Source organism: Enterococcus sp. AZ095a (assembly GCF_050546735.1).
Classification (GTDB): Bacteria; Bacillota; Bacilli; order Lactobacillales; family Enterococcaceae; genus Enterococcus_D; species Enterococcus_D entomosocium.
Genome location: NZ_CP172953.1, coordinates 1,138,105 through 1,159,301, shown reverse-complemented (window position 1 = coordinate 1,159,301; position 21,197 = coordinate 1,138,105). Strand labels below are relative to the sequence as shown.

Below are 21,197 nucleotides of genomic sequence, written 5' to 3'. Positions count from 1 at the left end.
TTCAGCTTTTTTATCATATCAAATTCTGGCTCGTTAAGATAGTAGCTTGCCAATAAAAAAGAGGCATCTACCCGTATCTTTTGCCCAAGGAAACACCCGAATCATAGCAGATTTTTCGGTTTCTTTCAAATCGGAAAAAAGAGCACTCTTCCTATTGGAAACCATCTGACTATCATTCGGGTGATAACAAACGTTTATTTAAGATCGCCAAAGTACAATCACTCGGCTTTGCTTTGGCACTTTTGACAGACACCATGAAAGGTCAACCGATGATCCTTTACTAAAAAATGGTACTTTTGTTCAACGATCTCTTCGACACTGCCCAGCAGATCCTCTTCGACTTCTTCAATATTGCCGCATTCCAAACACAACAAGTGATGATGAAAGTGTTTGGCACCTTCTTTACGTAGATCATAGCGAGCGACACCGTCATTAAAGCTGACTTTATCGACAATTTTCAGATCCGTTAAGATCTCCAATGTTCGATAGACGGTTGCCAAGCCAATCTCAGAATTTTTTTTTCGCACAAAAAAGAAAATCTCTTCTGCGGATAAATGGTCTTTCTCATTTTCTAATAAGACCAACAACGTCGCTTCTCGCTGAGGAGTTAATTTAAACCCCGACTCGTGCAATTGTTTCTTGGTCTTTTTTAACGCTGCTGTTGTGTTCATAGTTGCCTCCGTATGCCGTTAATTTATAACGATTCTAATCTGAGTGAAAATCACTCAAGACAAACATTGTAATCATTATAAATTAGAACGATAAAAGAAACAAGTATTCTCAATTAGGTTTTTTGATAAGAATCGTAAAGCCGTCTTTTTGCTCAATCAAACGCTGTTTCATCAAGGTTCCTAATGCCCGTTTAAATTGGCCTTTACTAATACCAAATGTTTGCAAAATCTCTTCTGGGGCTGATTTGTCCGTGAAAGGAATTTTGTTCTCAGGCGCTCGTTCTAAAAAGGTTAGAACCATGGCGGCATCATTTGAGATCGCCTCGTGGGCTCTTGGTTTCAATGAAAGGTTCAAGACACCATCTGGACGAATCCCAATCACTCGCCCTTTGACCACTTCCCCAAGGCGCGGCTCTTGATACCGTTCTGATGGATGGACGAAGCCAATATAAAAATCATCCGTCAGCAAGTAAGTACCCGCTAACTTCAAACGGTACACGCTACCTGTAACATCTAGATTCTTCATTTGCTCCGTACCATTTTTGCTCAATGCCTTAAAAATTTTCTCATCTGCTAATGAAGCCCAAATACGCTCTTTGTCATCGACCCGCAAGCTGACCATCAAACGGTCGCCTTTTTTGGGCCAAAGTTCCCGCATTGTTGGCAATTCATCTAATGAAACCACCATATCTTTGTCTTTCAAACCGATATCGACGAAAACGCCTAAGTCGCGACGGCTTCCTGTGACTGTACCAAAGGCATAATGCCCTTTGCGGCTTTTCGGAATATTCGTAGTGAGCACATTTTCTTGCTTTTGATTTTGATAGCCAAACCCTTCGACGGCTTCACCTAAATGATGTTCGCCTTCTTCCTTGGCTAGTCGGAAGGTAACCCCGCCTTTTTGAACAAAATAATTCTGTTCGTTTTCATCAATGATCAATCCGCTGAATACGGATGCTAATAAGTCTTTCATCTATTCTCTCCTTTTTCTTTAAAACTGCTCGTTCCTATAAAAAGAAACGCAACAGCGCCATAGCAATAACGCCTGTGATAACGATTTTCATCAAATCTTTGGTATAATACCCCACCAATAATGCCGGGATACAGGCAATGGTTTCTTTAACTTTCAAAATGGGGAATTGGCCTTCTCGAAAGATCAGCAAATTTTGCACCAACAATGCCGCCAAAATACACAACGGTAAATAACTCAAAAAAAAGGTGAAAGTTTCCGGGAAGACGAGCTTCTTAGAAAATAAAAAAGGAACGATCCGCGGAAGCCAAGTAACCAATCCACATACTAGCATCAGTATAACAAAATTAGTCATGGTGTGTCACCGTCCCAACCAAACATCCTGCCAGTGTCGCCGCAATTACCGCAATCTCTGCGGTCGAAAAACGCATAAATAAAATCAAGGTCACCACAACTGTCCCTAGTATCAAGAGCGTTTGCTGGGTTTTCTTCTTAAGCGGTCGCTCTACTTGAAATAAAAAAAGACCAACAAACATAGCTACTAAGGCAAAATCTAAGCCTAACGCTTCTGGATCTGGAATAAATGAACCCAATAAACCACCCAAAAACGTCGCAAAAATCCAACTCAAATAAGCCATTACGTTCAACCCGTGGGTCCATTTCGCTGTGACTGGTTTGTCTTGTTGCAGTGCCGTCGTCAAAACGCCATAGGATTCATCAGTCAAAAGTGTCCCGATACCAATGGCAGAAAGCAACGGTGTCTTTTTAAAATAGGAAGCTACTGACAAACTCATTAAAAAGTGTCGTAAATTCACTAAAAAAACTGTTGCGACGATTGTCATGAAAGGTGCTTGAATCGCTAGTAAGGCGCAAATGATAAATTGAGCACTGCCAGCATAGACAATAATAGACATTAAAATAATTTCTAGAATAGACAACCCAACGCCTTTTCCCACAACCCCCATTGCAAAACCAATGCCCAGGTACCCAAGAATCGTTGGTACACAAGCAATGACCCCGTCTTCAAACCGATCATATCTCTCAATTTTCTGCACAAAAACCCCTCCTTGTTTGAACGATTATCTCTCATCATATCGAAAACAAGGAGGGGAAACAAGTATTTTTCACATGTGCATGTAATAACTCTGAAAATTTTCTAGTGACTCAGGAGACTTAGCGAACGGTGTGATCGTTCCCATTGCCTCTGAAATAGCCAGTTTTGGCGTTTACCGTAAATAAGTATAGCGGGAACGCTGAATCATCCGTTCCTTTAAGCAAGCTGCCTTGGGCATTTGTCGCATAAAAATTGTAATAGCCTTCACCATTGACGATTCGTACACGTTCAAAAGTATAGCCGCCTTCTACCACATAACCGCGAGCAATCGCTGTGGCGATGATTTTTTCTTGGACACCATCTGCCCACACCCAGGCGCTATTGTTTACATCATTCAAATCACTTTGGCGGGCTGGAATAATTGGCTGATTGTTGGTATTTGTTGGTGTATTCGGCGAAAGCACATACTCTTCTTCAGAAGTACTTTGCGCGGGCGTCGCAGCGCTTGTAGATCCGCTGCTCGAAGCGGAAGCGTTGTTCTCGGAAGCCGCCGCTTGTGCTGCTTCTTGGGCAGCTTGTTGTTGCGCCGCTGCTTGTTGGGTAGCTGTTTCACGCTTCGTCAAGGCAGTATCGACTTTACGTAGTTCCGTCGTAAGACTTTCAACCAGTGAATCGATTGGCAAAGCTTGGATTTTTTTCATCAAGGCATTGTAGTTCTCACGAGTGACACTCGCCGGTGCTTCACCGTCACCACTTAAAGCCACCATGCTCTTCACTGCATTTTGAACTTCCTCGATCGCGCTGAACTCTTTTTGTCCCATGTCGATGGCTTGATTGATCAACTCATCAAAGGCATCCCCGTTCTCACGCTTCGCCATTGTGACAGCAGCAGCTTCTTTCAACGAGACTTCTTCCAACTGATCCTCCACAACTGCAGGACTGCTGAAATAGCTATTGATCTCTGTCAAAGCTGCTAATTTGTCAGCAATTGTCTCTGCTTCTTGTGACAAGATCTCGTATCGTTCGTGGTCTTGAAAATCTGCCAACTGATTCGTCACAGCCGTCAGCTGTTCTGCTGTTTTGTCGCTTTTAATGAACACTCGCTCATCATTTGTATAAAAATCATTCAACTCATTTTCGATCTGATCTAACGTACGGTTCTCTTGCGCCAGTTGCGTTTGTCGGGCAGTTTCTTGTTGCTGCTGTTGATAGTAATAAGCCCAACCACCACCCGCTGCCACTAACAAACAAGCCGCTGTAATATAGAGTGCTTTGCGAGGGCTCTTCTTGCTTTCACTGGAAGAAGACGTTTCTTCTTCAGCAGTCGCCTTTTGTGGCGTTTCATCCGCTGCGGTGATTGGTTCAGGAATTGGATCGATGACTGGTTCTGGCTGCTTCTCAGCTTCTTCAATAACTGGCTCCGTCACCACTTCCTCCTCGCTTGACGGCAGAGGTTCCTCGCTGGCTTGCATCTGACTTTCCTCTTCAGCAGAGGAAAGATCAATGGCGGTTTCTTCTGCTTCTAGAGCAGCTGCTGCCTTTGCTTCTTCATCAAGTTTGTGCTGTCGGATATAAGCGGCCAAAATCTCAGAGTCATGCTGTTCATCCGTACTCAGTGCATCGGTCTCATTAACTTCTTCACTGGCTGAAATTGTGTGTTCTTCTGTAGACTCAGAGTTTTCCACTGTTTTTGGTTCTTGTTTAGACTCTGATTCAAGTGGTGTTTTTTGCTCATCAGAAAAAGCCTCTTGCTGTGCAAGGTCGATCGTTTCTTCATTCGAGGATGGCCGATCGCCTAAGTGCTCCTCCATTTTTCCAATCGGAACATTTTTAAAGTCAGACCAGCGAATATCATCGTTTTTGTTTTGTAGCTCTTCTGGCGTAACGGAAGAGTCAGATGATGGTTCCTGTTCATTCTCCTTTGCTTGGTTCCATTGAAACCCGCAATTGGGACAAACGGGTGTTTCTTCTATTGCTTGAAATCCACATTCAGGACATGTCTTCTTCATTGATTCAAACTGACTCCTTTTGTTTTTTGCATTTCCTTCTATGAAGCAGTACCCTACCAGATCAAACGCTTGACGCGCCCACTGCTTCCTATTTCAAAGACCGACAAATAATGGGTCTTTTTTCGCATTTCTTTTTTATTACTCAATTGTGCAGATGCACAAAATTAAATTTATCACATTCTAGGCAATTAGCCAACACTTGCTTGGTTACGTTTTTATTAAGTTCTTTACTTATCCTATGGAGAGATGACAAAACCTGAACAAAAAAGACTTTCCAAAGGGGACCTTTGGAAAGTCAATAAACCTTAATTATTCTAAGAAATCTTTCAATTGTTTTGAACGAGATGGGTGGCGTAGTTTCCGTAACGCTTTTGCTTCAATCTGACGAATCCGTTCTCTGGTTACCCCAAAGACTTTGCCGACTTCTTCTAAGGTCCGAGTACGGCCATCATCGATTCCGAAACGCAAGCGTAGCACATTTTCTTCACGGTCAGTTAACGTATCCAATACATCTTCTAATTGCTCTTTCAAAAGCTCATAAGCCGCATGCTCTGCCGGACTTGTAGCATCTTGGTCCTCAATAAAATCACCTAGATGAGAATCATCTTCTTCACCGATTGGTGTTTCTAATGAAACGGGCTCTTGAGCGATCTTCAAGATTTCACGAACTTTTTCCGTTGGCAAATCCATTTCTGCGCCGATTTCTTCTGGTGTCGGTTCGCGTCCTAAGTCTTGCAATAATTGCCGTTGGATACGAATCAATTTGTTGATGGTTTCCACCATATGCACTGGGATCCGAATGGTTCGAGCTTGGTCAGCGATGGCACGAGTGATCGCTTGACGGATCCACCAGGTCGCATAGGTCGAGAATTTAAACCCTTTGCGATAATCAAATTTCTCAACGGCTTTCATCAAGCCCATGTTTCCTTCTTGGATCAAATCAAGAAATTGCATTCCCCGACCCACATAACGTTTGGCGATGCTGACTACCAAACGTAAGTTGGCTTCTGCCAAACGCTGTTTCGCTTCTTGGTCGCCTTCTTCGATTTTCAGAGCGAGAGCCACTTCTTCTTCTGCGGTCAAAAGCGGTACCCGACCGATCTCTTTCAAGTACATCCGCACAGGGTCATTGATTTTCACACCAGTCGGTGCAGACAAATCTTCTTGAGGTTGGGTTTCTTGTCGTTTTTCATTACTCTTTAAACTATGGACTGAAGGCTCTCCATTTTCATCCACGACACTGATGCCGGAATCCTCCAGTTTTTGAATTAGTTTGTCCATTGCATCAGCATCCAAAGTATAAGGCGTTGCTAAACGATTGGTAATGTCATCGTAAACAACTTGCCCCTTTGTTTTGTTTTCTCGGATGTATTCGGCAACTGCTTTGTCATACGTTTTTTTTGTTTCTTCTGCCATGAAAGAAAGCCCCTTTCAGTTCGCTATTTAGCTTGTTTCAACCGTTTGGTCAAATCAATGATTTCGATTGCAAGTTCAAGTTCTAATTGCTGGTTTCCTATTTGTCTTGCTTCTTGCTGCTGGATTCGTTTTTGATTGATTTCTTCAGCAATGCCCGACTTTTGAAAGACCTGCAGAATGTCCTGAAATTCTTGTTCAGTCCCTTCCTCAGAAGCTTTAAGATCTGCAATATCGATCACCATTTTTTTCATTGAATCTTCTTTTAAAAAATCTAAGAACTTTGCTAAAACAAAGTGTTCTTCTGTTTCCATATACGCATCAAACAGCAGATACAGTTGTTGATAACGATCATGGATAAAGGATATACCACTCGCTCGGAAGCGATGGTTTAACGTACTGTCATGAAACAAACGGTACAATAATAATTCTTGCGCTTTTTCCACCTGTGTTTTGGGCTGCTGCCGTGTAGGCGGCGTAAAGACCACAGGGGTGTCTGTTGGCGGCGGTGGCGCTACATCTTGCATCGTCCGTTGCTCTTGCCGGTTTTGCTTAAGCTGCTGCTGCAAGGTCTCACGACTCAAATTGAACTCTGTAGACAACTGAGTCAAATAGCGGTCTTGCTCCAACAAAGAATCCACACGCTGCAATTCATTTAAAACAACTTGGACATAGTCCAGTTGCTCCTTCTCATTGGCTAAATTGCGATTCATCCGATGATAATCCATCTTGAAGGCAAAAACGGTTTCTTTGCCGTGGACAGCTAGTTTATAAAAAGCTTCTGTCCCATATTTGCGCAAATACTCATCTGGGTCCATCCGTTCCGGCACTCGCACCACAGATAATTTCAAACGGCTATTGTTTTGCAGAAGCTCGATCCCGCGGTTTGTCGCTTCAACCCCTGCACTATCTCCATCGTAACAAAGAATCACTTCTTGTGCCACTCGCTCGATATGGGCGATCTGCTGATTGGTCAAACTGGTCCCCATTGAGGCGATCCCATTTTCGATTCCTGCCTGCCAAGCGGCAATCACGTCCATAAATCCTTCAAATAAATACACTTGGCCATCTTTGCGCATCGCACGGCGTGCTTTGTCAAAGTTGAACAGAACCTCGCGCTTGTTGAAAAGGATCGTTTCTGGACTATTTAAATATTTCGGCTGGTCTTGATCACCAACTTTTTCGCTTGCTAGCCAACGACCAGAAAAACCAATTGTTTTTCCTTGAGGATTACGGATCGGAAACATGATTCGTTGGTAAAAGCGGTCTGCCAATGAGCCATCGTTTCGTTGAACAAAGAGCCCTGTATCAGGAAAAAATTCAGCTTTGGCTTGTTCATTCAAAAAGACTTTCTCCAAAAACGAGCGTTCATTCGGCGCAAAACCAATATTGAATTCTTCGATCAATGCCATCGTCAATCCGCGATCCAATAAATAATCAAGCGCTTCTTGGCCAGCAGCCGTATTCACCAACATGTGATGATAGACCTCGGCGGCTTTTTCATGCAGCGCAATCAATTGACTCGTTTGTGAGGTCGCTTCATTGATGCCTTCTGATTGCTGGTATTGCGGATCAAGAGGAATATCGTTCATTTCTGCTACTTTGACGACTGCTTCAGGAAAACTGATGCCTTCAAGCTCTTGCAAAAAACCGTAAACATTGCCCCCACGACCGCAACCAAAACAATGAAAAATTTGTTTGTCTTCTGCAACGGAAAAAGAAGGTGATTTCTCATTATGGAAGGGACACAAACCAAAATAATTCTTTCCAGATTTCTTTAACTGGACATACTGTCCCACGATATCAACAATATTGCTGCGTTCGCGAATATCGTCAATGATCGTTTGAGGAATTCGTGCCATCCACTCACCTCCATTTGGTAAGTATTCATCGTTTATTAGGTAAAAAAACGCACTAATAGGTATCAGTGCGAAGAATAATTAGACGGAATCACTCATAATGATTTTACCATATTCTATTTGTATTTCAAGCTTTTTTACTTCAGTTATTTTGTGACAATCAGGAAAAGAACCCTGCCGTAACATCGATTTTCCATCGGTTCAATTTTATTAGATCCGCATAGAACATATTGCCGCCATTGTGATACAAATGACCGCCATTATAAAAGACCGATTGGATGCCCCAATAACGATAGGTCTGTTCTGTATCATTGCCTAATAACGGGGATAAAACCTCTCTGGAATATGTTTCTGCTAATTCTAAGGTGTTCACGCCACCCCGTTCAGCGACATAATCAATATAATCTGTACCAAAATTATAAGCCTGGACTGCGGTCCAAAGATCACAGTTCATTTGCTCTGCTTTTTCGATCAACTCGGCTAAATAAGAAACCCCTTGTTCGATGCTTTGTTCTGGCGTATCAAATTGGTTTTGTTTTCCATATACACTTTCAGAACTTTGCATCGGATCATTGCCTTGTCCTTTTGACTCCGTCAGCATGATACTCATTGCTAAAGACTGATATTCAGAGATGTCGTGGGCTTGTGTCTGCTGTGCGATTTCCGCTTCATACGCATAGACAGCTTTCAATGCCGTGTAGTTTCGATAGCCCCAAACCCCTGCTCCAATCAGCAGCAGCAAGAGCGCAAACTTCAGTACAAATCCTAGGAAACGTCGAATTTTTCTCATCAAATACATCCCATCTTTTCTAAGTCAGAATCTATCGTACTATGAAATGAACAGGCTGACTAGAATTTTTTCTCTCCTAAAAAATCCTTAATAAAATCACAAGATTATTTAGAAAAAAACAAGCAATCCTAAGCTGATGGAGGGATTGTTGCTGGTTTGACATGAAAAAGGAAACAGTGCTCCTTCAGATAATGGAAGCACTGTTTCACTGTTTTTTATTTTTCGATCGTGGTCACGATACCAGAACCAACTGTTCGTCCACCTTCACGAATGGAGAAAGTCGTTCCATTTTCCACAGCGATTGGATGGATCAATTCCACATCGATCGTTACGTTGTCACCAGGCATAACCATTTCCGTTCCTTCTGGTAAAACGATATTCCCAGTTACGTCCGTTGTACGGAAGTAAAATTGTGGGCGATAGTTATTAAAGAATGGGGTATGGCGACCGCCTTCTTCCTTTGTCAACACATAGACTTCTGCTTGGAATTTCGTATGTGGTGTGATGGAACCTGGTTTTGCTAACACTTGGCCCCGTTCAATTTCATCCCGGGTGATTCCCCGTAATAATACCCCTACGTTATCACCAGCTTCCCCAAAGTCCATCGTCTTACGGAACATTTCTACTCCTGTCACGACTGCTTTTTGTGTTTCAGGTTTGATTCCGACGATTTCTACTTCATCACCGACTTTTACTGTTCCGCGATCGATCCGACCGGAAGCAACGGTTCCCCGTCCAGTAATTGAAAAGACATCTTCGATCGGCAATAATAATGGTTTATCAGTGTCTCGTTCAGGTGTTGGGATATATTCATCTACCGTATCCATCAGCGTTAAGATCGCTGCTTCAGCCTCTGGGTCACCTTCCAAGGCTTTTAAGGCAGAGCCTTTGATCACAGGAATGTCATCACCTGGAAAATCATATTCAGTCAGCAATTCTCTGACTTCCATTTCAACTAAATCGATCAACTCATCATCATCGACAAGGTCTGTTTTATTTAAAAAGACGATCAAATGTTTCACACCCACTTGACGAGAAAGCAAAATATGTTCACGGGTTTGCGGCATTGGGCCATCTGTCGCTGATACGACCAAGATTGCGCCGTCCATTTGGGCAGCCCCTGTAATCATATTTTTCACGTAATCCGCGTGTCCTGGTGCATCGATATGGGCATAGTGCCGTTTTTCTGTTTCGTATTCTACATGGGCAGTATTGATGGTGATACCACGTTCGCGTTCCTCAGGAGCCGCGTCGATACTTGCGTAATCTTGCGGATTGGCAAGTCCTTTTTTCCCAAGAACTGTGGTAATAGCAGCAGTCAAGGTTGTTTTCCCATGGTCGACGTGTCCTATCGTTCCGATATTAACATGGGGTTTGCTACGATCATAATGTTGTTTTGCCATATTGTTTCCCTCCTAGAGAAAGTTGAGTCGTTCTTTGACTCGAATCATATTTTGCGATTTACGCTTCCAAATTCATAAGTATCAACTTATTTTTTGTAAGTTTAAATCTACTCTTATTATAGGTCAAAATTAGTCAAAGTCAAGTGAGATGTCTCGTCTGCTAATCCCTAAGAATTTCTTTGCTTTTTTCGATCTATTGGACGTAGGACAATTTTTATGAATAATAGAAGATGAGGTGAGAAATGTGAAAAAAATCATTGCAACGCTGGTTTTTGCAGCAATTTTCCTTGGTGGCTGTTTTGCTACTTATCATTATTACTATGGTGGAAGTGACTACTATACAGTCATCAGGGATGCCGGCGAGCACGACACGGAAATTAGTGATAACGGAGTTGCCGAAGATGTCTACCGTTACACACAAGACGCTTACAGTTCCTCTGGAGAAGTCAAAACGGTCAAAATGAATGAGCACCGTTCCGCGCCTTTAAGAGAAGGTGCCTATTTGAAATTATTGGTCAATCCTAATAAAGGTGTTCTGAGCTGGGAAGAAGTTTCTGAAGAAGACATTCCCAAAGCCGCCCTTGAGAAACTGACCGATCAATAATTGCTGATATTGATCAAAGATATCCAGAAAAAAAGCAGAGACTCCTCATTACTTAAAGAGGAATCTCTGCTTTTTTGTGCTCGTTCTATGTTGTTAGCTCCGCATCATCCACACATAAGACCTTTGTCCTACATCCGATTAATTACTTCTTCTACATTTTTGATCGTTACGGAAATCGTTCCGTCTGGATTATTGATAAATTCGATCAAATTTGGATCTCGGTAAACATCCAAAGGAACGATCAATTCGATCCCGTTAGATAATTTTAGTTTTTGTTTCCCGAATTTTTTCTCTGAGATCTCACGGACATCCCGCATCATTGGTGCCTGATTGACAAATCCTTTTTCAGCCACTTCTTCTTGAAAAGAAAGCTGAGCGGTAATATTGTCTTTAAAGACTTTTTGCGCCACTTCACTGACATCAATGTGTCCTGACTCTTCGATCGTGTCGTAAACCGCTTCTTTTAGATCGGCAACAACGTTATAGGTAGGTGTTTCAAATTTCTGACCAATTTTTTCCGCTACTTTTTTGATGACTTTGACGTTTTCTTCTAACGAGGGAATCGGTTCGGCATCAATGACTTTCGTTGAAAAGTAGGCATATTTTTCACCTGAAAAGCTATATTTCTTTTCAATCAGTTCAAAGTCTAAGCTCTCCACATCAATTGTGATCCCTTCATCGGCCTTTTGAGTTTTACCTGCTAGTAAGGCACGATGCAAAATCAGATTGTTTTCGATCCCAGCTTCCCCATTATCAATAAAGTGCGTATAGCCGTCTTGATAGTTGACCTTCAAAAACGCCAACTGCATTCTTGTATCAAATTCATACAAGACCACAAAGGCATCCGCACTTGGTGCATCTTCACTTTCCTTGTACGCTTCATACCACCGTTGGACGATCGCTTCACTGGCTGCGACAAAGTCTTCGGGTGCTTGTTTGACCAGTTGAGCGATCATTGATGTTTCGAGTAAACGCCCTGTTTTGGTTTGCGGTGTTGCAAGTTTCTGTATTTTTTTCGTCAAATAATCGCGGATGTATTCCGTGGTCAAATCGAGTTCAACTTGAGAAAAAACCGGATCACCAGTTTGACGGTCAATAATGTGTAATATCGCATGTTTCAAATAAATATCCATTAGTTACGCTCCTTATCCATTTGTCTAGTGTACAAAAAAAATAGGCGAACTGACAAGAGCCAAACGTCATTTTTCTTATTGGCCACTTCCTTTTTGAAAGATGCATTCATTGGAAAATCCGTCCTCGTCTGCTAAACTAAAGGTATCACAGAAAACGGAGGAATGAACATGAACAGCTATACGTTATCAAACAATGTAACCATCCCTGAGTTAGGTTTTGGCACATGGCAAACACCAGACGGCGACGTTGCCGTAGCATCAGTCAAAAAAGCACTGGAAGTAGGTTACCGCCATATTGATACAGCCCAAGGCTATAAAAATGAAGCCAGTGTTGGTCAAGCGATCAAAGAAAGCGGCATTCCCCGCGAAGAACTCTTTTTGACTACAAAATTGTGGAATGCGAACCATTCCTATGATCTTGTGATGTCTTCTTTTGAAGAGTCCTTAGAGAAACTACAAACAGACTATATCGATCTTTTCTTAATCCATTGGCCAAACCCAGTAGCCTTTCGTGACAACTGGCAAACAGCGAATGCAGAAACATGGCGCGCTTTTGAAGAACTGTATCAGGCAGGCAAAATCAAAGCGATCGGGGTCAGCAACTTCTTGCCTCATCATTTTGAAGAATTGAAAAAAACAGCGACCATCTTCCCAATGGTCAATCAGATTTTCCTTGCACCTGGCGAGTTACAAGAAGAAGTGGTAACTTATTGCCAAGAACACGATGTATTGCTTGAAGCATACAGCCCATTAGGTACCGGGAAGATATTTGATGTACCAGAAATGAAAGCATTAGCTGAAAAGCATCAAAAATCAATCGCTCAAGTTGCATTACGCTGGTCTTTACAACATGGTTTCTTGCCATTACCAAAATCAGTCACATCGAGTCGGATCGAAGAAAACATCCATGTCTTTGATTTTGAGCTATCTGAAGAAGACATGAAAACGATCGATCAATTAGATGGTGTCGTTGGGAAAGCGACCAATCCAGATACGACAGGGTTTTAATTTTACTCTCTATAAGGAGAAGCCTATGAAGACAACTGATTTGATTCACCTCTCCCCTGCTGTTCAAAAAGCCTTACATGCTGATTTTGTTTTTCTTGTATGGCCAGACAAAGTCCAACATTTTCCGGCGCGTCAATGGTCGTCTAGCGACTATCAGCAGATGCTGGCTGAGAAACTCACTGGGGAAGTACGCTTTTTTCTTTGGGAAAACTACTTAGTCGCCACTGGAGACAAGGAGCTTTTGATCCTAATGCCTAAGTACCATCAAATCAATGATCTAGTAGAAACGCCAACGCCGCTTCTTTAGCAGCGCTGGCGTTTTTTCAGGAAATATATAATTTTTTTTGTATTTTTTCATGAGAATGACTGTTCTTTTCTGCAAATTTTCCTTATAATCGATAGTGATCGAGAGGAGAAGATTATGAAAAAGAAACAATTAGCAAAATTGAAACAACAATTCCGCCCGTCTTATGAAACAGCTCGACAACAGTTGTTTACAGCGATCGAGCGCAAAACAGCAGATAAGTTCGACCTTCCGACAACTGTTTATATCAATCCTAAAAATCAAGAGGAATTATTGATTGAATTGTTGAAGGAAACACCCAAAGAACAAAAAATCGCTGTTCCTTTAGATGAGAACTTCAAAATCGTCGTGAAACGAATTCAACGCTTAGAAGCTGGCTTACTTGATCGTTTCAGCGATAACTTAGTCGATGAGATCGCTGCTTACTGGTTACCGACCAATCCGCAAGAAAGTGCGGCACCTACCTCCGCTCCTGCGAAAGAACCAGCAGAAGTGAAGGAAGAAACGGCACCAACTATACCTGCATCAACTAAAACTAAAGAAGTGGAAAAATCAACGGCTGATGATTCTGACGAATCCATGACTTTTTCAGCATTTGCCGAAAAAATCGCAGCATTCCCTAAATTTTCTGCAAAACAATCTTCAGGAGAAACGACCGTGATCGAAGCTTCCCCGAAAGAAGATCGTGTTCTAGCAACAATTTCTGAAACAGAAAGTGATACTTTTACCATCGAAACCGCTCTAGAACGCAAATACAAAGTTAAACTAGAAGTCATTCCATTGATCGAGGCGTATGCCCACACGGCGATTTCTAAACGATAAACAAAAGGTTCTCTAGGAATTTCCCTAGAGAACCTTTTTTAGTTGCGTATTTCTGTTAAAAATTTACGGGCTTGCTCTTGGTTCATTTGACTCGCCGCTCGCAGCTTAGCTGCCAGCTGATCGATCTCAGTTCCTTTTGCCCCAACTGAAATAGCTAATGAACGGGCTTGCATGCTCATATGGCCTTGCTGAATTCCTTCTGAAACCAATGCCCGCAAAGCTGCCAGATTCTGAGCCAACCCGACACTTGCCGCCAGCGAAGCTAACTCACTCGCCGTTTCAACACCGGTCAAAGCCAACGCCGCTTGGGCTTTTGGCAATACTTTTGTGGCACCCCCGACTGTGGCGATCGCCAACGGAAGTGTGATACTACCAATCAAACGGTCTTCTACTATTTTCCAAGAAGTCAGCCCTTGCATGCGACCATTACGGGCAGCATAGCCATGACAAGCTGCCGAAACGGCGCGAGTGTCATTTCCGGTAGCCAAAATCAGCGCTTCAACGCCATTCATGATCCCTTTGTTATGGGTGGCGGCACGATATGGATCAATCTTGGCAAAATCAGCTGCATGAACGATTTTTTCGGCAACTTGTCTACCCTTTCCGGTCTTGCTCAGTTTGTCAAAAGGCACGGAGCAAGTGGCTGTTACTAACGATTCCGTGGCAAGATTACTTAAAATACTAAAGAGAATTTCTTCTTCTGGGAACCACTTCCGAAAGAGGTCGGCCACTCCTTCTAAAATCGAATTGATGATGTTGGCGCCCATTGCATCTTTGACATCAACCAACAAATCGAGTGAGACATAGGCTGTTGCTAATTCAGATTCTGCTGGCGCAAAGTTCCGACTAATCACTCGTCGTAAGCCCCCGCCGCGTTTCACGATAGAAGGATACGTCTCATTCGCCACTTCAAAGATCGCTGCTTGCTCGGATTCAACTTTTGCCAAAATCGCTTCCGAATCCTGAACATCCATAAAGACGATCTGGCCTCGAAGCAAACGTTCTTGACTGGTCGTTGTAATGGGCCCAGCCATTTTTGCTCCATTGCTCATCGCTGCAATCACAGAAGGTTCTTCTGTGGCTAACGGGACATTGTATCTCTTGCCATTCACTTGCAGATTCAACCCCACACCTAAGGGAATCTCCACTTCACTGATCTGGTTTTCGATCAAGTGATTGGCGGTTTCCTTGTCTAATGCCATTTCTTGAAAAACCAAGGATTCGGCTGCTGTGATCGCCCCTTGTGCTTCAAGAAAGGTTAGTCGTTCGTTAGGCGTAAGGGCGTAAAACTTTTTTTTTTCTGTTTTTTCTGATGCCGACTCTTCATGAAAATCGGTTTGACTTGCTGCCGCCGAAGGGTTTTCTAACAGCATCGCTAGCCCTAACCCGCCACCGACACATAAAGAGGCGATCCCATAACGTTCTTGTGTGTCTTTTAGCTGATAAGCGACGGTCGTTGCGATCCGAGCACCGGTTGCTCCAATCGCATGGCCAAGGGAAATGCCCCCACCGTAACGGTTGACTTTCTTGGGATCCAAACCAAGTTCACGTTCTACTACGATCGAGGAAGCTGCAAAGGCTTCATTGATTTCAAAAATACCGATGTCTTCAATCGACAGTGCTTGCTTTTTCAGCAAAGTATCGATTGCTTTGATTGGTGATATTCCCATGATCTCTGGGGCAAAGCCAACTTCAACGATCTCTTTGATCACTGCCAGATAAGGAATCTGATGCTCCTCACAATAGCTTTTTGAGGCGATCAAGACCATGGCAGCCCCATCATTGATGGTTGAGGCATTCCCAGCAGTCACCGTACCGTCCTTTTTGAAAACCGTTTTTAGTTCAGCTAATTTTTCGACTGTCGTAGCGGCGCGAATGCCTTCATCCTGGGAAACGGTAGCAGACTTTTCGGTCACGGGTACGATCTCTTGCTCAAATTTCTTTTCCGCTTGTGCTTTGGCAGCCTTCATTTGGGAGTGGTAGGCAAATTCATCTTGTTCTTGTCGAGTGATGCCATATCTTTCTGCAACAGTTTCAGCCGTTAAGCCCATCGGTTTGCTGCTAAAAGCGTCTGTTAAGCCATCATGCATCATTGTCGATACTGGATTTGAATACTGATCATCCGCCTTGTTATAATAACTGAATAGCGGCGCATTCGTCATACTTTCGATCCCACCAGTCAAGACGACTGATGCCTTGTTTAACTGAATTTGCTCCATGCCCATCAGAATCGCTTTCATTCCCGAACCGCAAACTTCGTTGATCGTTGAGGCTGGAATATCTGAAGAAAGCCCACTTTGCAGGGAAACTTGGCGACTTGGATTTTGCCCACTGCCTGCTTGCAGGACATTTCCGATAATCACTTGTGCGATATGTTCTTTTGCTTGTTGGTTTCTTGCCAACAAGGCTTTCGCAGCAATTGTTCCTAATTCTACTGCTGAATATTCTTTTAATGACCCATGGTATTTGCCAATTGGCGTTCTTAGTGCGTCGATAATGACAACTTCTTCCACGTACGTCACCTCCTCTTGAAATATATCATTAAATCCTCCAAAAAAGAATACCCCACATCAGCTTGCTGTGCCCTTTTCTACTTTCTTTAATAAAGTTTAAATTCTAATCAATTCTTTTTCATTTTTTTCAAAAAATATGATACCTTAGAACGTGTAGCCTACTAAGTACGTAGAACATAAAGGAGCGACGGAATGAACGTTGGTATTGATAAAATAAATTTTTATGTCCCCCCCTATTTTATAGATATGGTTGATCTAGCTCACGCCCGAGAGGTCGACCCAAATAAATTTACGATCGGGATCGGTCAAGATCAAATGGCGGTCAATAAAAAAACGCAAGATATCGTCACCTTTGCCATGCATGCGGCAAAAGATATCCTCACAAAAGAAGATTTACAAGCAATTGATATGGTGATCGTCGGCACAGAATCCGGCATCGATGAATCAAAGGCTTCGGCAGTGGTTTTGCATCGCCTATTGGGTATTCAACCATTTGCCCGCTCCTTTGAAATCAAAGAAGCGTGTTATGGCGCAACAGCAGGCTTACAGTTTGCTAAAGCCCACGTACAAGCCAATCCAAAAAGCAAAGTTTTGGTGGTGGCTTCAGACATCGCCCGGTATGGCTTAGCTTCCGGTGGAGAGCCCACTCAAGGCGTAGGTGCAGTTGCTATGCTGATCTCTGCAGATCCAGCGATTTTGCAGTTGGATAACGATAATTTGATGTTGACGCAAGACATTTATGATTTTTGGCGTCCCGTTGGTCATCAATATCCAATGGTAGATGGCCACTTGTCAAATGCCGTCTATATCGATTCCTTTAAACAAGTTTGGCAAGCCCATTGCGAAAAAACGCAACGCACAGCAAAAGATTACGCTGCATTGAGTTTCCATATTCCTTATACAAAAATGGGAAAAAAAGCCTTATTGGCTGTTTTTGCCGAAGAAGAAGAAACGCAACAAGAACGCCTGATGGCTCGCTATGAAGAATCGATCGTTTACAGTCGTCGTACCGGCAACTTGTATACGGGTTCATTGTACCTAGGCTTGATCTCTTTATTGGAAAATTCCTCCAGCTTGCAAGCCAATGATCGGATAGGACTGTTTAGTTACGGCTCAGGAGCGGTTGCTGAATTTTTCAGCGGCGTATTGGTACCCGGTTATGAAAAACAGTTAGCACAAGCTGCTCACCAAACGTTACTTGATGCCCGTCAAAAACTAACGATTGCTGAATACGAAGCAATGTTCAATGAGACCATCGATATTGATCAAGATCAATCCTTTGAGGATGATCTGCTTTACAGTATTCGTGAAATCAAAAATACCATTCGTTATTATAAAGAAGAAAACGAGTGATGTTAAGAAAAACTTTGTTTATTTTCAAGCAAGAAAGCTTGATGAAACAAAGTTTTTTTCTTTCTTTTTAATTTGTTGAAACAAAGCATCTTTTTCAGACTTTTTCTGATTGTTATTCAAAAATTTTCAGATAATTCAGGAAAAACATTTGACAGTCCGCTTTTTTTTGTCTATACTAAAAACAATTCAAGTATGGAGGAACTTTTTTATGTTAAAAACGACCGTGTCCCCACAACTGAATATCTTTTACTTTAGCTACTTTAGATAGTTTGTATTCATAACACATTATGGATGCAAACCGCAAAACGAGTTTTGTTTGTATCTATGATGGCTAAAGCATTTTAACTTGAACTTGCAGCCATGTAGAAAATCTTCTAAATGGTTGCCAATATACGTTTACGCTTGGTATAGGATCGAATCCATTTAGACGATTGTCTGAATGGATTTTTTTGTTCAGGTAAACCCCAATTAAAAAAGAAACGTTTATAGGAGGAGTTACAATGAAAATGAAAAAATGGATCACAACTGGATTATTAACGGCTTCACTACTGGCACTGGCAGCTTGTGGGGAATCAAACAATGCTTCTGAGGGAAACGACGGATCAAAAACAGTCGGTATCTTGCAACTCGTGGAACATGGCTCCTTGAATGCCGCCTACGAAGGATTTAAAGAAGGCTTAGCAGAAGCGGGCTATACAGAAGGTGAAAACCTGACGATCGAATACCAAAATGCGCAAAACAGTCAAGACAACTTAAAAAGCATGAGCGAACGCCTAGTGAATGCCAACCCTGATCTTTTATTGGGCATCGCTACTCCTGCTGCTGTTTCGTTAGCAAATGAAACCACTGATACCCCAATCGTGGTTACCGCAGTTACTGACTTAGTTGGGGCAAAATTAGCCGACTCAAATGAAGAACCCGGTCGCAACATCACCGGTACGTCAGACATGGTACCCATTGAGCAGCAGATCAATTTGCTGTTAAGCATCGTCCCTGACGCCAAGACGATCGGCATTATGTATAATGCAGGTGAAGCTAACTCGAAAATTCAAGCAGACTTGGCAGAAGAAGCCTTAAAAGCTGCTGGAGTCGACGTTAAAGTATTGACCGCCAATACCACCAATGATGTGCAGCAAGTGACCACTAGCCTGGCAAAAGATGTCGATGGCATTTATATTCCAACAGATAATACCTTTGCCTCTGCTGCTGCAATCGTCGGTGAAGTGGCGAAAGAAACCAAAACACCGATCGTCGCAGGTTCCGTGGAACAAGTCGATGATGGAGCTCTAGCAACTTATGGTATTGACTATAAATCACTAGGCATTCAAACAGGAAAACTAGCAGCAAAAATTTTAGATGGCGATGCAGAACCAGCTACCACACCCGTTGAAACAGCGGAGAATTTAGAGTTAGTCGTCAATGAAGAAATGGCTGCAGCTTTAGGGATTGATCCTGCCAGCATCACTGCCCCAGAATAACCATACTATTTTAGATTTGAGGAAATCATATGAATTTAGTCGACACGTTCTTACTATTACTACAATCTGCCACCTCTCAAGGGATCCTTTGGGCATTGCTGGCAATCGGAGTATTTTTGACCTTCCGTATTCTGGATATCGCTGATTTAACTGCAGAAGGAAGTTTTCCATTAGGTGCAGGGATCGCTGCAATCAGTATTACGAATGGCGTCTCCCCCATACTAGCCAGTTTGATGGGCTTTGGCGGTGGCATGTTAGCCGGCTTGGTATCCGGACTACTGCATACAAAACTAAAGATCCCAGCCTTGTTGGCCGGGATCATCACGATGACTGGGCTTTATTCCATCACAAATCGTGTGATGGGTGCTCCCAACATTGCCTTGTTAGGACAAGACACGGTCTTCACCCAATTTCAAGCAATGGGTCTGACCAAAAACAATGCCGTGATTCTTGCGGGCTTTCTCTTCGCAGCTATCGTCATTTTGTGCTTGTTCCTCTTTTTCCGTACAGAGATCGGCTTAGCATTGCGCGCAACAGGCGATAATTTAGCTATGAGTGAAGCCAACGGCATCAACACCGATAATATGAAGATCATCGGTTACATGATCTCTAATGGCTGTATCGCCCTTTCAGGTGCTCTTTTAGCCCAAAACAACGGTTTTGCTGACCTAAACTCCGGAATCGGTACGATCGTGATTGGCTTAGCATCGATCATTATTGCAGAAGTTTTATTTGCCAATAAATCTTTGCTTTTGCGGTTGATCACCATCGTGATTGGAGCGATCGTTTATCGCTTTATCCTGGCCGTCGTTTTCGAGTTCAATGTCGAAGCCAATGATATCAAACTGGCATCCGCAATCGTCTTAGTCATCTGCCTCTCGTTACCGCAGCTTCGTTCAAAACTAGGACTTAAAAAGATGCTGCCAAAAACCAAAGGAGGCCAATCCTAATGACTTCAGTCTTAACAATCGAAAATCTACACCAAACCTTTGAAAAAGGGACGATCAATGAGAACCATGTCTTGCGAGGCATTGACCTGACGATGAATGCCGGAGATTTTATCACGATCATCGGTGGCAATGGTGCCGGAAAATCGACCCTTTTAAACAGTATCGCAGGAACGATCCCAACAGAACAAGGAAAAATCACCTTAGATGGGAAAGACATCACCCGTTTATCCGTTACGAAACGCTCAAAGGATATTAGCCGAGTCTTTCAAGATCCACGTATGGGGACAGCGGTTCGTTTGACTGTTGAAGAAAACTTAGCACTTGCTTACAAACGGGGCCAAGTCCGAGGGTTTGCGACAGGCGTCAAAGCAAAAAATCGCGCGTTTTTCCAAGAAAAATTAGCCAGTCTAAACTTAGGCTTAGAAAATCGTCTTTCTGCCGAGATCGGTTTGTTATCAGGCGGACAGCGTCAAGCGATTACCCTCTTGATGGCAACATTGCAACAACCTAAATTGATTTTATTAGATGAACATACCGCTGCCCTAGATCCAAAAACCTCGTTGACTGTCATGGCATTGACCGATCAATTGATTCGTTCACAACAGTTGACGGCCTTCATGGTTACTCATGATATGGAAGATGCCATTCGCTATGGCAATCGCCTGATCATGCTTCATCAAGGCAAGATCGTCGTGGATATTGCCGGTGAGCAAAAGCAACATTTAACAGTCCCTGAATTGATGGAAATGTTCCATCAAAATAGCGGTGCTGAATTAAAAGATGACCAACTGCTCTTACGCTCTTAACAAGCAAAAAGGCACGTAGAAAGGAACCCCCTTCTACGTGCCTTTTTTGATTCTTCC

At 42.8% G+C, this 21,197-nt stretch carries 19 protein-coding genes; 8 read left to right on the top strand and 11 right to left on the bottom strand.

Translation table 11 applies throughout. The annotated features are described in order from the left end of the window. Nucleotides 1-218 precede the first annotated feature (218 nt). The 9 genes from IGJ26_RS05385 to tuf form a co-directional block, all read right to left on the bottom strand. Entirely contained in the window at nt 219-671 is a 453-nt protein-coding gene (locus IGJ26_RS05385; RefSeq protein ID WP_005237105.1) for a Fur family transcriptional regulator, read from the bottom strand. A 109-nt stretch (nt 672-780) separates the two neighbouring features. Continuing rightward, nucleotides 781-1,644 carry a CvfB family protein gene (locus IGJ26_RS05380; protein WP_005237107.1) on the bottom strand — a complete coding sequence of 288 codons (864 nt, stop codon included), beginning with the start codon at nt 1,642-1,644 and terminating at the stop codon, nt 781-783. Between the two features lie 34 nt (nt 1,645-1,678). Next, on the bottom strand, nt 1,679-1,996 hold the full coding sequence (locus IGJ26_RS05375; protein ID WP_194199409.1) for an AzlD domain-containing protein: 318 nt from the start codon (nt 1,994-1,996) through the stop codon (nt 1,679-1,681). Further along, complete coding sequence (locus IGJ26_RS05370) at nt 1,989-2,696, bottom strand: AzlC family ABC transporter permease (protein WP_005237112.1); 708 nt, start codon at nt 2,694-2,696, stop codon at nt 1,989-1,991. The genes IGJ26_RS05375 and IGJ26_RS05370 overlap by 8 nt, the downstream gene beginning before the upstream one ends. 118 nt (nt 2,697-2,814) lie before the next feature. Continuing rightward, nucleotides 2,815-4,704 carry a cell division site-positioning protein MapZ family protein gene (locus tag IGJ26_RS05365; protein WP_194199408.1) on the bottom strand — a complete coding sequence of 630 codons (1,890 nt, stop codon included), beginning with the start codon at nt 4,702-4,704 and terminating at the stop codon, nt 2,815-2,817. 309 nt (nt 4,705-5,013) lie between these two features. Continuing rightward, nucleotides 5,014-6,120, bottom strand: coding sequence for an RNA polymerase sigma factor RpoD (gene rpoD / locus IGJ26_RS05360; protein WP_005229298.1), 1,107 nt, complete (start codon nt 6,118-6,120; stop codon nt 5,014-5,016). Between the two features lie 23 nt (nt 6,121-6,143). Then, a complete protein-coding gene (gene dnaG / locus IGJ26_RS05355) occupies nt 6,144-7,979 on the bottom strand; it encodes a DNA primase (protein WP_008381016.1) in 1,836 nt (611 codons plus the stop codon). Nucleotides 7,980-8,136: 157 nt separating this feature from the next. Continuing rightward, entirely contained in the window at nt 8,137-8,766 is a 630-nt protein-coding gene (locus IGJ26_RS05350) for a lysozyme family protein (protein ID WP_016621009.1), read from the bottom strand. 215 nt (nt 8,767-8,981) lie between these two features. Then, entirely contained in the window at nt 8,982-10,169 is a 1,188-nt protein-coding gene (gene tuf / locus IGJ26_RS05345; protein WP_005237121.1) for an elongation factor Tu, read from the bottom strand. A 244-nt stretch (nt 10,170-10,413) separates the two neighbouring features. Between tuf and IGJ26_RS05340 the strand changes: the two genes are divergently transcribed. Continuing rightward, nucleotides 10,414-10,773 carry a YxeA family protein gene (locus IGJ26_RS05340; RefSeq protein ID WP_086332196.1) on the top strand — a complete coding sequence of 120 codons (360 nt, stop codon included), beginning with the start codon at nt 10,414-10,416 and terminating at the stop codon, nt 10,771-10,773. A gap of 128 nt (nt 10,774-10,901) precedes the next feature. On the opposite strand, the gene IGJ26_RS05335 is transcribed toward IGJ26_RS05340, so the two are convergent. Next, on the bottom strand, nt 10,902-11,906 hold the full coding sequence (locus IGJ26_RS05335; RefSeq protein WP_005237126.1) for a nucleoid-associated protein: 1,005 nt from the start codon (nt 11,904-11,906) through the stop codon (nt 10,902-10,904). 162 nt (nt 11,907-12,068) lie between these two features. Here IGJ26_RS05335 and IGJ26_RS05330 point away from each other — a divergent pair, with 162 nt between their 5' ends. The 3 genes from IGJ26_RS05330 (at nt 12,069) to IGJ26_RS05320 (ending at nt 14,040) form a co-directional block, all read left to right on the top strand. Next, nucleotides 12,069-12,914 carry an aldo/keto reductase gene (locus IGJ26_RS05330; RefSeq protein WP_016613071.1) on the top strand — a complete coding sequence of 282 codons (846 nt, stop codon included), beginning with the start codon at nt 12,069-12,071 and terminating at the stop codon, nt 12,912-12,914. A 25-nt stretch (nt 12,915-12,939) separates the two neighbouring features. Then, a complete protein-coding gene (locus tag IGJ26_RS05325; protein WP_016613070.1) occupies nt 12,940-13,221 on the top strand; it encodes a hypothetical protein in 282 nt (93 codons plus the stop codon). Between the two features lie 114 nt (nt 13,222-13,335). Further along, a complete protein-coding gene (locus tag IGJ26_RS05320) occupies nt 13,336-14,040 on the top strand; it encodes a hypothetical protein (protein WP_005237132.1) in 705 nt (234 codons plus the stop codon). A gap of 38 nt (nt 14,041-14,078) precedes the next feature. Here the strand turns inward: IGJ26_RS05320 and IGJ26_RS05315 are convergent, their stop codons facing one another. Further along, nucleotides 14,079-16,553: a hydroxymethylglutaryl-CoA reductase, degradative gene (locus IGJ26_RS05315; protein WP_016613068.1), complete on the bottom strand. Its 2,475-nt coding sequence runs from the start codon at nt 16,551-16,553 to the stop codon at nt 14,079-14,081. Nucleotides 16,554-16,745: 192 nt separating this feature from the next. On the opposite strand from IGJ26_RS05315, the gene IGJ26_RS05310 reads away from it, so the two are divergent. From IGJ26_RS05310 to IGJ26_RS05295, 4 genes are all read left to right on the top strand, one after another. Continuing rightward, entirely contained in the window at nt 16,746-17,906 is a 1,161-nt protein-coding gene (locus tag IGJ26_RS05310) for a hydroxymethylglutaryl-CoA synthase (protein WP_016613067.1), read from the top strand. Nucleotides 17,907-18,406: 500 nt separating this feature from the next. Further along, complete coding sequence (locus IGJ26_RS05305) at nt 18,407-19,384, top strand: ABC transporter substrate binding protein (protein ID WP_430599938.1); 978 nt, start codon at nt 18,407-18,409, stop codon at nt 19,382-19,384. A gap of 29 nt (nt 19,385-19,413) precedes the next feature. Beyond that, nucleotides 19,414-20,334 (top strand): ABC transporter permease, encoded by a 921-nt coding sequence (locus IGJ26_RS05300; RefSeq protein ID WP_005237148.1) that lies wholly within the window; start codon nt 19,414-19,416, stop codon nt 20,332-20,334. Further along, nucleotides 20,334-21,140 (top strand): ABC transporter ATP-binding protein, encoded by an 807-nt coding sequence (locus IGJ26_RS05295; protein WP_005237149.1) that lies wholly within the window; start codon nt 20,334-20,336, stop codon nt 21,138-21,140. Before IGJ26_RS05300 ends, IGJ26_RS05295 begins: the two co-directional genes overlap by 1 nt. Nucleotides 21,141-21,197 lie beyond the last annotated feature (57 nt).

What these genes read in the sequence shown, in the direction of transcription:
- IGJ26_RS05310 (WP_016613067.1), top strand. Translation starts at nt 16,746, where the DNA reads ATGAACGTTGGTATTGATAAAATAAATTTTTATGTCCCCCCCTATTTT.
- IGJ26_RS05385 (WP_005237105.1), bottom strand. Translation starts at nt 671, where the DNA reads ATGAACACAACAGCAGCGTTAAAAAAGACCAAGAAACAATTGCACGAG.
- dnaG (WP_008381016.1), bottom strand. Translation starts at nt 7,979, where the DNA reads ATGGCACGAATTCCTCAAACGATCATTGACGATATTCGCGAACGCAGC.
- IGJ26_RS05335 (WP_005237126.1), bottom strand. Translation starts at nt 11,906, where the DNA reads ATGGATATTTATTTGAAACATGCGATATTACACATTATTGACCGTCAA.
- IGJ26_RS05300 (WP_005237148.1), top strand. Translation starts at nt 19,414, where the DNA reads ATGAATTTAGTCGACACGTTCTTACTATTACTACAATCTGCCACCTCT.
- IGJ26_RS05305 (WP_430599938.1), top strand. Translation starts at nt 18,407, where the DNA reads ATGAAAATGAAAAAATGGATCACAACTGGATTATTAACGGCTTCACTA.
- tuf (WP_005237121.1), bottom strand. Translation starts at nt 10,169, where the DNA reads ATGGCAAAACAACATTATGATCGTAGCAAACCCCATGTTAATATCGGA.
- IGJ26_RS05380 (WP_005237107.1), bottom strand. Translation starts at nt 1,644, where the DNA reads ATGAAAGACTTATTAGCATCCGTATTCAGCGGATTGATCATTGATGAA.
- rpoD (WP_005229298.1), bottom strand. Translation starts at nt 6,120, where the DNA reads ATGGCAGAAGAAACAAAAAAAACGTATGACAAAGCAGTTGCCGAATAC.
- IGJ26_RS05365 (WP_194199408.1), bottom strand. Translation starts at nt 4,704, where the DNA reads ATGAAGAAGACATGTCCTGAATGTGGATTTCAAGCAATAGAAGAAACA.
- IGJ26_RS05295 (WP_005237149.1), top strand. Translation starts at nt 20,334, where the DNA reads ATGACTTCAGTCTTAACAATCGAAAATCTACACCAAACCTTTGAAAAA.
- IGJ26_RS05320 (WP_005237132.1), top strand. Translation starts at nt 13,336, where the DNA reads ATGAAAAAGAAACAATTAGCAAAATTGAAACAACAATTCCGCCCGTCT.
- IGJ26_RS05375 (WP_194199409.1), bottom strand. Translation starts at nt 1,996, where the DNA reads ATGACTAATTTTGTTATACTGATGCTAGTATGTGGATTGGTTACTTGG.
- IGJ26_RS05330 (WP_016613071.1), top strand. Translation starts at nt 12,069, where the DNA reads ATGAACATGAACAGCTATACGTTATCAAACAATGTAACCATCCCTGAG.
- IGJ26_RS05325 (WP_016613070.1), top strand. Translation starts at nt 12,940, where the DNA reads ATGAAGACAACTGATTTGATTCACCTCTCCCCTGCTGTTCAAAAAGCC.
- IGJ26_RS05350 (WP_016621009.1), bottom strand. Translation starts at nt 8,766, where the DNA reads ATGAGAAAAATTCGACGTTTCCTAGGATTTGTACTGAAGTTTGCGCTC.